This window comes from Pedobacter suwonensis (assembly GCF_044762335.1).
Taxonomy (GTDB): Bacteria; Bacteroidota; Bacteroidia; order Sphingobacteriales; family Sphingobacteriaceae; genus Pedobacter.
In genome coordinates this window covers 81,965-92,557 of the sequence record NZ_JBIWEB010000015.1, presented here as the reverse complement: position 1 = coordinate 92,557, position 10,593 = coordinate 81,965, and the positions used below count along the sequence as shown (strand labels likewise).

At 36.7% G+C, this 10,593-nt stretch carries 10 protein-coding genes; 6 read left to right on the top strand and 4 right to left on the bottom strand.

All coding sequences use genetic code 11. From position 1 onward, the window contains the following. The first annotated feature begins 261 nt into the window (after window positions 1–261). Window positions 262–3,669 (top strand): sacsin N-terminal ATP-binding-like domain-containing protein, encoded by a 3,408-nt coding sequence (locus tag ACIQXP_RS19675; protein ID WP_387507051.1) that lies wholly within the window; start codon window positions 262–264, stop codon window positions 3,667–3,669. 499 nt (window positions 3,670–4,168) lie between these two features. Here the strand turns inward: ACIQXP_RS19675 and ACIQXP_RS19670 are convergent, their stop codons facing one another. The 4 genes from ACIQXP_RS19670 to ACIQXP_RS19655 form a co-directional block, all read right to left on the bottom strand. Then, a complete protein-coding gene (locus tag ACIQXP_RS19670; RefSeq protein WP_387507048.1) occupies window positions 4,169–4,534 on the bottom strand; it encodes a hypothetical protein in 366 nt (121 codons plus the stop codon). 124 nt (window positions 4,535–4,658) lie between these two features. Next, on the bottom strand, window positions 4,659–4,904 hold the full coding sequence (locus ACIQXP_RS19665; RefSeq protein WP_387507045.1) for a hypothetical protein: 246 nt from the start codon (window positions 4,902–4,904) through the stop codon (window positions 4,659–4,661). 80 nt (window positions 4,905–4,984) lie between these two features. After that, window positions 4,985–5,833 carry an ImmA/IrrE family metallo-endopeptidase gene (locus ACIQXP_RS19660; protein WP_387507042.1) on the bottom strand — a complete coding sequence of 283 codons (849 nt, stop codon included), beginning with the start codon at window positions 5,831–5,833 and terminating at the stop codon, window positions 4,985–4,987. 34 nt (window positions 5,834–5,867) lie between these two features. Continuing rightward, complete coding sequence (locus ACIQXP_RS19655; RefSeq protein WP_387507039.1) at window positions 5,868–6,227, bottom strand: helix-turn-helix domain-containing protein; 360 nt, start codon at window positions 6,225–6,227, stop codon at window positions 5,868–5,870. Between the two features lie 224 nt (window positions 6,228–6,451). Between ACIQXP_RS19655 and ACIQXP_RS19650 the strand changes: the two genes are divergently transcribed. From ACIQXP_RS19650 to ACIQXP_RS19630, 5 genes are all read left to right on the top strand, one after another. Continuing rightward, complete coding sequence (locus ACIQXP_RS19650; protein WP_387507037.1) at window positions 6,452–7,510, top strand: helix-turn-helix domain-containing protein; 1,059 nt, start codon at window positions 6,452–6,454, stop codon at window positions 7,508–7,510. 1 nt (window position 7,511) lies between these two features. Then, window positions 7,512–7,970, top strand: a complete 459-nt coding sequence (locus tag ACIQXP_RS19645) for a hypothetical protein (RefSeq protein ID WP_356985587.1) — start codon at window positions 7,512–7,514, stop codon at window positions 7,968–7,970. Between the two features lie 315 nt (window positions 7,971–8,285). Beyond that, on the top strand, window positions 8,286–8,960 hold the full coding sequence (locus tag ACIQXP_RS19640; protein WP_387507034.1) for a multiubiquitin domain-containing protein: 675 nt from the start codon (window positions 8,286–8,288) through the stop codon (window positions 8,958–8,960). Then, entirely contained in the window at window positions 8,935–10,116 is a 1,182-nt protein-coding gene (locus ACIQXP_RS19635) for a ThiF family adenylyltransferase (RefSeq protein ID WP_387507031.1), read from the top strand. The genes ACIQXP_RS19640 and ACIQXP_RS19635 overlap by 26 nt, the downstream gene beginning before the upstream one ends. Then, window positions 10,097–10,537, top strand: a complete 441-nt coding sequence (locus ACIQXP_RS19630) for a ubiquitination-like system serine protease family protein (RefSeq protein WP_387507028.1) — start codon at window positions 10,097–10,099, stop codon at window positions 10,535–10,537. The genes ACIQXP_RS19635 and ACIQXP_RS19630 overlap by 20 nt, the downstream gene beginning before the upstream one ends. Window positions 10,538–10,593 lie beyond the last annotated feature (56 nt).

Below are 10,593 nucleotides of genomic sequence, written 5' to 3'. Positions count from 1 at the left end.
GATTAGTTTAATGGCTTGTTTCATGGTTAGACGCTTATAAAGTTTGTTTGATTTTCTATCTGCGTAGAAATTATGCTGCTTTTAAAAACTTCTTTGAGTTGTGTTTGCTTCGAGCCACTGGTCCTTTCTCGATAGAATAGGTCTATCGTTATAAAATTTTAGAAATTTTGGAATTTGGAACTTATTTGCAACGTCAATGAGTTTGTAATTCCATAGAAAATTTATTAATCGATAATTAAGGAAAACATTAAATTTTGCCAAATGTCAAATTCAAAAAATAGAGATGCAGCAATAATAGCCGAAAAAGAAATACTTCAAAAAGTGACAATTGCAATGAGAAGTAGCGCAGGTCCTAAAAGATGGTTCTGGGAATTGTTACAGAATGCAGTTGATACAATTTCTGATTATGATGATAAAAAGGTAAACATTGATATAACTTTTAAATTGAATGATGATGTTTCTGGCGCAACAATGCGTTTTGAACATGATGGAGAGCCTTTTTTGGAGTCTGAAAACCCAAATAAATTTGACGACTTCAAAAATCTTATATTGCCTAGATCTGGAAAAAAGAGTTCTGACATCAAGAAGGTTGGTAAATTTGGGACAGGCTTCTTATCAACACATAACCTCTCACTCAAAATCGATGTTGAAGGGGTTTATCAATCCTTATCGGGAGATAAATTTGAAATTAACACGCAACTCGACCGTACTTACTTCATGGATGAAGATGACAGATTTGATGGTGAGAGAATAAAAAGTATCACAGATGGTTTAGACAGATATGATGAATCGCTAGAGGCTAAAATAAAGACAGATAAGTCAAAAACGAGTTTCCTTTATCAATTAAATGACGCCAATTCAATTGAAAAGGTAAAGACAGGATTAAAAGATATTGATCAATCTTTACCAATAGTTTTCGTCCTTAATTCCAAAATCGAATCTGTCAGAATCCAAAACCTAGTAAGCGCCGAAGATTATACTTACACGCCTGCTGATCTTAAAGTTTTTGATGGTTTTTCTGTACAAAACTGTCAAAAAAGAGGCATAGGACTTCACGAAATTTCCTCGGTAGTTTTTAAAAGTTCTGGCTCGGTAACATTGTGTTGGCCGGTAGAAGCTTTCGAATCCGGACCAATTAAGTTTAAAAATTCAATAACCGACTATAAGAAATTAATTGGAGATAAGATACCACTTATTTACAGCACATTTCCTATGATCGGGAGTAATGGTGTTAAATTTCCAATGATTGTGCATTCAAAGTCCTTCAAGCCAAATGAAAAAAGGGACGGTGTTTCCCTTACAGATGAGCAATATACTGATGATGTTACGAGAGAGGCCATTTTGTTAGATTCATCTAATAAACTTATCATGGAGGAGGCTGTCGGGTTATATCGCGATTTTTTAGAAGCGGTATCGTCAACGGCAGAAAACCTATTTTATATAACGAAAATTGTCAATATTCCTCAAGTCGAATGGATAAGTAAAAATTGGTACAAAGACAAAATATCATCCCCATTGGCATGTGCCGTTGCAAGTGCAAAAATAATCGATGTTAGTGACAATAAGATAGAGCGTAAATCTATATTGGATGAAGAAGGAAAGATCCAGATATTCTTCCCGTCTGTTTCGATTGGTGAAGCTGGCGAAAATCGAGAGCGACAAAATGAAATTTTCTATGGCTTCTGTAGGGATTTCTTTACAGACAAAATTCCAGTCCAAAAAGATCTCAAACATTGGCACGAAATACTTTGGAGTGATGAAAATGTTATAAAAATTTTGGAAATTGAGGATTTATTTAGCGCGATATCCAAAGAATGCACATCACTTCGCACCTTGAGCGAAAAGCTGGAAATGGATCGAGAAAAAACCTTCACTTGGCTTAATGAAATATACAAATTAGTTGATGATACGGCCAGCAACGATTTGTTCGATAAATATGCAATTATTCCAAATCAAAAAGGAGATTTTAAATTAGCCAAAGATCTGAAAATTGAAAGTCCGGAATCCATGATCGATCCAAATATAATTTGTATTTTGAGAAATCTGGATCCAGAAGAAGATTGGTTTAAAATTCTAATTCACCGTAAAATTACCAATTGTAAATATGACTTTGATTCCTACAAGATGGAAGATGCAAGTCATAAAATAAATGAATTATTGCTTGCCCCAAAAGACTATAATGAACTCCTGAATATCAAATCCACTGAAAAAATACTGCAGCGTTTATTGAGTTTTCAGTCAGATACGGAAACTGGCAATAATCTCAAGAAACAAATGCTAGCCTACAGCCAAGACATATTTAATGAGATAAGTAAGAAAACGATACCATTTTTCAATTATTTTAAAATTGATAATACAATCAAACATATGATTCGCCTTATCAACAATAAAATTGCTGAAACCCAGAATATATCCGGGCTTTCATCCCTACTTGGTAAAGAAAAAAATGAAACGATTATCTGGTTGAATGATTTTTTAAATTTCCAAGACAAAAAGGACTTTGAAGCACTTATGCATTGGAACAATATAATACCAAATCAATATGGAGATTTTTGTGCGCATGGTGAAGAAGGTGACAAGGAAAGAATGTACCGCCCATACGGGTTCAATAACGGCTTATATGCTGAACATATCGCTCTTCCAAAGCAACTCATAAAAAATCTTTTATTCTTCGATAAAAGTCAAGACTGGAATTCTTTTTTACTACTGGATGGCATAAAGTTAGCTACTTTACCAGCCAAATCGATGTTCGAACTCGCTGCTGCAATAGATGGATGTGTCCTAGATATTTCAAAACGCATTTTATCGGATAGCGAACAACACAAAGAGGTATATAGAAATGATTTATTAGAATTATTGCAATGGTGGGACTCCAATAAAAGCTGGGAACGATATTTCAAAGAATTGCCTTATCATGCAGACAAGCTATATTCATTGATATCGTTCTCAAAAGACCTCGTTGATATTCTTAAAAACAAGGAAAAATTTGGACTTGCCAAAAAGATCAATAACTCTAATCTTTCGGCTGCTACGATTGAAAAGACTATCAATAAAATTGAAGACATGCAGAGTCAGCTGGGTGAGCGGGGCGTAGAAGAATTTCTTCGGAAGGCAGAAATATTCATGGAGAAAAAGGAAGTTTTTAACAAACGATTGCAAATAGGTCAAAATATAGAGCAGTTATTAAAGACCGCTTTGGCGTCTGAAAATTTAGATATTATCCCAGACAACTCTAACTCCGGGTCCTTTGATATTGGCATATTCCGTAAATCTGATCCAACCCGAGTACTTAAACTGGAAGTAAAATCCTATAAATTTGGAACTGACCTTCCATTCAGCTTTTCGCCAACGCAAGTCATGGAATCAGAGAATGACGCCTCAAACTACATTGTTTGTACTCTTCAGCGTCCGTTGAACGAAGATGCTAGTATTGAATATATTAAATCAAATCTCACCATCCATACATCCCTTTCACGTTTAACTGAGATTCACAATGAAAAAATCCGCACGTTCTATAATATATACCAAGAAAGTAAAACAGGAAAAATTCCTCTGGAGATTCCCTGCATAACTGATCCAAGGGTAAAAATACCATTTGATGAACTTTCTCAGAGTGGAAAGCACTACAGTGAACTTATAGAAATCATAAAGAACAAGTTCTCAACTTAAACTGGACATTTCGCATTTTCGACCAATTCACTACAGAATTTAAGTTCCCATAGTTTGATTAAATTCAATATTTTAAAATATTAGTGAATCATTTAAGATTAGAAATGATAAAAAACTTTCGATTAGTCCTTGTATTGCAATAATTTGCTCGAATATTTCATAGCAAGTATTCCAACAACTAAAATTGGAATATATTGACAAAAAAAGCACTACTCAAAAACTTATTTATACCTAGATCACCTCTTTAGTTTACACCATCATGGGAAGTTATTGTTTCTATAATTGTTCATTCTGGGGTAAACTAAGATTTGAAACTAGATAAGTCCGATCAAACGAGTAATATATTTTTTCAACAGCTAAGCCGCTACCTCGAAAACGGGCTATGCATATCAGTAAAGAGATGAAAGAAAAAAATGTAGATAAATAGTTGAAAAACTGCTTTCTAGATTATAAAATCCTGCTCCTTATGAAGTGGGATTTCATGGTAAATAAGGTGTTATTATTCATTGGAAAATTGCTTGACATACTCATCGAATAATGCCTTGATGGCTTCACTGTCTGGATTGTTTGTAAGCACAAGAAATCCATTGTCGGGAAACCCGTTGTCAAACTCATAGTTGTAGCAAGTAATTTCTTCACCAAGCTGATCCACGATGCTTGCGAACCGTTTTTTTCTTGCCGCTTGTTGTCCTTTCTGAGTGGAAAGTAGGTACAGCAGTATTTCTTTTGGACTGCTATTAAAAAATTTCTTGATAGCAGTGACCATTGCGGTATTGATTTCATCTCGGGGTTTACCATTGCTAAAACCAAGTTCTTCCTCAGTGTAAGGTTGTGGAACTCCTGGTATCGGCGATAAACCGATCATTATTTTATCTTCAGATCTTAGCGCTCCGTTTTCTTCCAGTTCTATAGTATAGACACTAAAATAGATATTAAAATACCTCTTGTCGCTGGTATAGAAAAAATAACCTGATTCGTAAGAATATAACTCAGAAGGGCTTAACAAACCTGATGCCTTTGATTTGAGTTATTGATTCTCCTTTTTGTAGTGCCAGAGCAATAACCTGTTTTTGTTTAATCATGCCGACAAACGATTTTTTTGCCACACCTGAAACAACCGAAGATTTTTTGACTTTGCCCTTAATCGCAGTTCCAGGCACACCTTTCAAAACCACTTTCACAGTTTTTAACTGTTTAGGTTGGCGGGTACTGGTAGTGATATGTGCTTTCTTCAATGGCATATACAAATTTAACAATTGTTATGAAAGAATCAAATAATATACCAAGATTGAATTTATTTAAGATGCTGATTAAGTTATAGTTGGTTCTGCAATAAAATCTTCGTTCTTGTTTTTTGCATTTCTCCCACGGGGAATATAAAAACAAACCCATTATAGTTGTTATCAAAAAAATGGTAACTGAAATCAACTTTGCCTTCGGCAGTATCAAGGGTTATCTGGCCATCTTCGTGAAACTTCTTCTTAAACATATAATCTCTGGCAAAATTCCATTTGTATCCGAATTCATCAGGAATATCTAGCTCTCCAAAGTCTGCCGTAAAGTTTTTAGATTGAAATAGATCCTTTTTACCACATTGAGGCTTATTTTTAGGTACATCAGTAAACCTTTCGAGTACAATCAACGCACATCTCTTCTTGGTCTGTTCAACCAGTCTGCGTAATGCCGCATGAGTAGAGCCTCCAAAAAGTTTCCCTAGTGCCATACCTGCCTTTAGGCTCAATTCAAGTTTATCCATTTCGCTATTGAAACGGTCATGCTGAAATAAAGTTAGAGAGGAGAAATAATTAGCCTCCACCTCGAATTCTTCTTTAGTGAGGTGGCTTAGGGTACTGTCGTTATCCAAATGTTGCATAATCTGCTTTTGCCATGGTAGCACATAGTGTCCCACTTCATGAAGCTTTACAAAGTTTTGCCTAGTAGGCAATTGCTTTAAATCTATATAGATAGTTCTTTCGGTACGATCTAGAAAACCCCTGACCATGTTCCAAATGCTGGCAAAATTAGATGATAGCCTTTCCATAAATGATGGGTCTGCATCAGACAAATCTACACTGCCTTCAAAAACAAGTTCCGAGAACTGAACGATCTGGTCCACTGGTGTCGGAAATATATCGAGGCTTTTTGACTGTTTTAAGATGTCCATTGAAAGCCTCTCAATGTCCTTCCGGGTATGGAGATCAACCATTCTTATTCTTGAATTTCATGTATTTAATGAACTCCAATATTTCGTTCTGTTGTTGCTCGGTAAAATCTTCCGAATAAAATGCGAGCCTATTTAACCATTTATTATCTGGTTTATCAGCATTCTCTGGGTTTGTAGATTTTTCTATAATGCCCGAAGCACTCAGAAGCATATTAAGTTCGATTTTATAAACAGATGCCAACTTATACAGTATGTTAGCGGATGGCTTTTTTATCTTATCATTTTCAAGCTGACTTAAGTAGGCATTCGATATCCCTGTAGCCTCCTCTACTTGTCGTAAAGTGAAAGGCACCAATTCTCTTGCTTCTTTTAAAGTTGCGCCAAGTGATTTCATTGATCAAAGTTAGTGAAATAATCTAAATTTATCAAACAGCACTAATTATAAAAATAAATTTATCAATTCTTGCTTGATAGATTTAGATTTTATATTTTTGGGCCATTATGGTTTTAGTAGGAAACAGATTTCAGGGTGTTACCGTTTTATCAAAAAATAATAAAATAAATTTTTGTAGACAAATTTTAAATTCCTATATTTGTCTATAACAAATAAAGGATAAAATGGAAAATGTAGTTGCTACCAACCTGACGAGAGCTAGAATGCTGCGTGGGTTAACAATGGAGGAGCTTGCTAACATGATTGACTATTCAAAACAGGCTATAGGTCATTGGGAAAGCGGCGTGAGAACGCCAGATAGTAAAACATTGCTTGCTATAGCGCAAGCATTGGAGCTGGAGCTCGATTATTTTTACAATGATTGCAATGTTCAGTTCACTATGCATAATGTAAATTATAGAGAGGGAATGTTGCTTACTAAAAACCAGCGGGCAGAAATTGAAAATTTAACAAGCACAATGCTGAACGATTATCTAGAGTTAGAAGCTATTGCTAAGGAATTCATTGATTTTCAAAATCCTTTGGAGGATATTCTGATCAACAATGCCTCCGACGCTGAGAAAGCTGCAAAACAACTGAGAAAGCGCTGGAAACTTGGGGATGGGCCAATTTACAATATATCCAACTTGCTTGAAAAGAGAGGGATAAGAATTATTAAAATTGATTTTGGATTTAACTATAATCATGAGGGATTGTCTGGTTGGGCTGAAAACAGGAAGGTGCCTGTTATAGTACTAAACGGTCGCCAGCAGGATATTTCCAGAGTTAGATTTACCATTTTACACGAACTTGGCCACCTTTTGTTAGTGATGTCAGAAACTTTAGATCTGGACACTATCGAAAAGCTTTGCGATGCCTTTGCAGGCGCTGTATTGCTTCCTTCAGAAATATTGCTTCAGGAGTTTGGCAAAAACAGGACAGCTATCTCGATGCCAGAACTGCGAAGAATAAAGGAGCTGTACGGGATATCAATTGCGGCAATCATGGTTCGAGCCAGAGTAACGAATTTAATTACTTATGAGGCTTACACAAAATGGAAAAATTATGATTTCCCTGATCGTGACTACGGACAGTTCAATGGGACTGAGGAACCTCAGAAGTTCTTGCAGATGCTATATCGATGCCTTAGTGAAAGAAAAATAGGTTTTGATAAGGCGGCTAAACTTGCAAGGAGGGATGAGTCTGAGTTCAGACAAGTATCTAGACAGCAATTAGAGTTTTAAAATGAATAGCATAGTTATAACAGAGATACATCTTGCAGCAAGGTTATTCCGTTCTGGCATACTGAAGTACTTCAATAACCAGGAGCTCAATTTTTATATAACGGATTTCTGTTATGACCATGTGCCAACTACACATAACTATGATAAGTCCCACGCGAAACTTATGCTTCAGGAGGGAATGCTTAAGGTTGTGGGGTTGGATGAGCACCAAATGAAAACTATTTCAGCATTGCACCAGCAGTACAGGCCAAAGTTTATTATTAAAACTGTGTCAGCTCTAGTTCTTGCAAAGGAAAATAAGTTTAAGCTTGTAAGTGAGGACGAACTGCTGAGAGAGATCGCCAGAAAGGATTTAAATATTCAGTCCTTCAACAAGGAGTGGTTAGTGACAACCTTAGTAAATGAGATAACAATGATGGGAGGATCAATAGATATTAATGATGTAAAACAAATTATATAGACATAAAAAAGCCAAGGCAGAAAGCACCCTGGCTCGTAGAATTTTCGATTAAGACAAAAGCTTTGTTAGCTCTAGACTTAAAGGTAAATTGATTTCGCACTTCAAACTTACCCCCTTTTTCGCAATTCTGCAAGTCATCACGGTAATTTCAACCAGCTCAGACAAATACAAATGTCATGATTGGGCCTGTATTGTTGAATTTAAAATTTAAAAAAGTAACAAAAAAATCAATTGAAATGCCTGGTACGCCAGTTTTCGCCTTCGAAATGATAGAACGGCGCGTGTTAGTTTTTTTAAAAAATAAAATCTGAAAAGATGGAAGGTAAATTAAAAGTCCCTTTAAAATTCGTAATTGAGGGCAAAGAATATGAAACTTATGATCAGTATAAGACTGGTGCTGAGTTAAAAAAGTTAGGCAATATCCCTTTAGATACCGAATTGTACCTATCGATTAGCAAGCCTTACAAAGACGAGCTTATAGAAAATGATACCAGGTTAAATCTGGCAAGACCTGAGACGGAGTACCTCTTCGTAAAAAGGAAGCTACACTTTACTATCAATAAGCAACCCTTTACTTGGTATAAGCAATTTATTAGAGGTATCCAGATCAGGGAACTTGGAAAAATTCCTGAGCATGATTTGCTCTACTTGGACATCAAAGGCGACTGGCAAGATGATCTGATTGAAAACGATGAGGTTGTTGACTTGGCACGTGACGGAAAGGAAAATTTCATTTCTGTTTCTAAACCATTTGAGGTAGTTATCAGCGTAAATGGTAGAGACAAGACGTGGAAAGAGAAAACTATTTCCCATGATCAAGTTGTTGCTATTGCCCGTGAGGGTAAACCTGATAATGGTGCAGAAAAGGCATATTTGGTAACTTATTTTGACGGACCGCCCCAGAATCCAAAGGGCGAATTGGCCAAAGGTGTGAGTGTATTTGTAACTAATAAAATGATGTTCAATGCAGCACCAACTGATAAGTCTTAGTCCCGATCTGAAGCAGATAAGGGACGAAGGGTATGAAATTGAAATCAATGGTGGATACGTTTGTATCCACCATATACCCTATCTCAATAGCGAACGCGAAATAAAGCATGGAAAATTGGTATGCGCTTTAAACTTAGCCACTCCAACACTTGCAGGATCACCAAATGATCATACGATGTATTTCTGTGGAGAGCAGCCGTGCCATTTTACCGGTCAGCCTATGAGCGAAATTATCAATTCGATGCAAAATGCACCTTTGGTGAATGGCTTAATTGGCAATTATTACCTGTCCAGCAAACCGGCAAGTGGCAAATATGCGAACTACTATGATAAAATTGTGCGATATGCCAGCTTGATCAGTGTAGCGGCCAAAGCTGCAGATCCATCAGCTACGGCCAGAACATATAAGCCAATGGAAGACGACGAGAAAGAGGGCGTATTTATGTATTATGATACCAACTCAAGCCGTGCAAATATTTTGCAGCTGACAGAGAAGTTTAAGGGGCTTAAAATTGGCATCATTGGACTTGGTGGGACTGGTTCTTATGTACTTGACTTTGTTGCTAAAACGCCTGTTCAGGAAATCCATTTATTTGACGGGGATGAGTTTAACGTACATAATAGTTTTAGGGCTCCGGGAGCAACCTCTATCATTGATCTTGAAATGCGTAAGGCAAAGGTGGATTATTTCTTCGAAATCTATTCGAAGATGCACAAAAGAATAGTTCCGCATCACAGTTACATAACTTCTGCGAGTGTTCAACTTCTACAAAACCTGGATTATGTCTTCATTTGCGTAGATAAGAACTCGGTACGCAGGGAGATCATAGACCTGCTGCTGCCGCTAGGAATTTCTTTCATCGATACTGGAATGGGTGTGACCTTAGTGGACGGTGAATTAACTGCTCTGCTCAGAACTACTACCGGAACCACTGAAAAAAATGATCATCTGAGCGAAAGGATACCAACCGGTGACGTAGAGGATAATGAATATGATGAGAATATCCAGATTGCTGAGCTGAATGCTCAAAATGCGATTTTTGCTATCCTTAAATGGAAGAAACTCATTGGCTTTTATCAAGATCGTCGTCGTGAACATCATTCTTCGTTCACCTTAAATGTAGGAGAGATTTTAAATGGAGACACTCAGTCATAAGTTTGTAGAAGCAATCCCTGATCACTTGGAAGAGGGAGTTCTTTACATATCTGGATCAAGGCGCACTGCTATCCATCTTTGTGTTTGCGGTTGTGGCAATGAAGTTGTTACGCCAATTTCCCCTACAGACTGGCAACTGAAATTTGACGGAGAAACAATTTCACTTAGTCCATCTATTGGACTTTGGGAGTTCAAATGCCGATCTCACTATTGGATAACCAGAAGTAAGATAAGGCATTCTGGGTCATGGACCGATCAACAGGTGAAAGATGGAAGAAAAAGGGAACAGAAACGGAGAGATGAATTCTATGATTCAAAACCTGAAGCGCATATTGAAAAGCCAAATATTTCATTTCAAAATGATATTCCTAAACGGAAACGCAGTTGGCTTGAGTTTATAAAGGCATTGTTTAATTTTTAATTATTAGAACCAAGAAAGGAGGTATGATGCGATGGCCAAGATCACAGTGAAGGTTA

Coding starts and splice junctions, on each gene's coding strand:
- ACIQXP_RS19670 (WP_387507048.1), bottom strand. CDS start 4,534: ATGATCGGTTTATCGCCGATACCAGGAGTTCCACAACCTTACACTGAG.
- ACIQXP_RS19660 (WP_387507042.1), bottom strand. CDS start 5,833: ATGGACATCTTAAAACAGTCAAAAAGCCTCGATATATTTCCGACACCA.
- ACIQXP_RS19655 (WP_387507039.1), bottom strand. CDS start 6,227: ATGAAATCACTTGGCGCAACTTTAAAAGAAGCAAGAGAATTGGTGCCT.
- ACIQXP_RS19650 (WP_387507037.1), top strand. CDS start 6,452: ATGGAAAATGTAGTTGCTACCAACCTGACGAGAGCTAGAATGCTGCGT.
- ACIQXP_RS19645 (WP_356985587.1), top strand. CDS start 7,512: ATGAATAGCATAGTTATAACAGAGATACATCTTGCAGCAAGGTTATTC.
- ACIQXP_RS19635 (WP_387507031.1), top strand. CDS start 8,935: ATGCAGCACCAACTGATAAGTCTTAGTCCCGATCTGAAGCAGATAAGG.
- ACIQXP_RS19630 (WP_387507028.1), top strand. CDS start 10,097: ATGGAGACACTCAGTCATAAGTTTGTAGAAGCAATCCCTGATCACTTG.
- ACIQXP_RS19640 (WP_387507034.1), top strand. CDS start 8,286: ATGGAAGGTAAATTAAAAGTCCCTTTAAAATTCGTAATTGAGGGCAAA.
- ACIQXP_RS19675 (WP_387507051.1), top strand. CDS start 262: ATGTCAAATTCAAAAAATAGAGATGCAGCAATAATAGCCGAAAAAGAA.